The organism is Paenibacillus sp. 01T422, from assembly GCF_056398785.1.
The window spans coordinates 1-991 of record NZ_JBFTQB010001390.1 but is presented as its reverse complement, the minus strand read 5'-3'; the positions used below and the strand labels follow the sequence as shown (position 1 = coordinate 991).

Below are 991 nucleotides of genomic sequence, written 5' to 3'. Positions count from 1 at the left end.
ATATTACGGTTCAGCCTTGGTCGCCTTTCCAATACGGATTCTTCGAAGGGGTATTCCTTGGAAACGAAAAGTTCCCCGAGCTGAATCTGAAAATCGATGAGATCGCGGAAAAATACGAAGTGAGCAATACCACAATCGCTATCGCATGGTTATTACGCCATCCAGCGCGGATGCAGCCGGTTACGGGCACGATGAACATTAATCGCTTATTGGATTGCTGTAAAGCAACGGATGTTCACTTGACACGTCAGGAATGGTATGAGATTTTCCGTGCAGCAGGCAATGTGCTTCCATAAGGGTTACAACGTAGACTTCCAGCTTGCTGCTGGGGGTCTTTTTTTTGCGAAGAGATGAAGTGCAGTCAGTCATTCAAACCATTCTCCAATTCTGTTGATGCGCGAGAAATGTTACAATGAAGGAATGGATTAAATAGTGAAAGGTCGTAGAAATGCTCAATAGAAAAAATGCTTATCTCCTCATGGTAGTCGTTGCAATTATTTTGATTGTGTACGTTATTTACACCAATTTCGTTCTCGATGCTCGGGCAACAGGATTCCTAGGCCGTAAAATTGAGCTAAAAAGAGCTTTAAATGTCGCTGTTTGGCTGAAGGTGATGCACGTGCATGTCGCATTTGCTTGTTTGTCGATGATTACGGGTGCGATTAATTTCTCATCTTGGATCTTTAAAAAACACCGCAAGTTCCATCGCTTGAACGGTTATTTGTACATCTTGTCCGTCCTGATTGTTGACCTCACGTCTGGCTACATGGCGCCATATGCGACGGGCGGGAAGATTAGCAGCATGGCTTTTAATTTGCTGAATATTATATGGGTATTCATGATCGTCATGGCGATTGTGACAATCAGAAAAAAGAGAGTGGACCAACATCGGAAGTGGATGATCAGAAGTTACACATTCGTTTTCACTAATTTCTCCATACATCTGCTGACTTCGATCTTCCATAAAGGGTTCGGGTTGTCCTACGTGGAC

Annotated in this window: 2 protein-coding genes; both read left to right on the top strand. The window is 43.6% G+C overall.

Annotation, left to right across the window (positions count from 1 at the left end; genetic code table 11):
• The coding region (locus AC1DUA_RS38990) for an aldo/keto reductase (protein WP_477504785.1) at positions 1 to 296 on the top strand (296 nt) is incomplete at its 5' end.
• A 152-nt stretch (positions 297 to 448) separates the two neighbouring features.
• On the top strand, positions 449 to 991 hold a 543-nt coding region (locus tag AC1DUA_RS38985; protein ID WP_477504784.1), incomplete at its 3' end, for a DUF2306 domain-containing protein.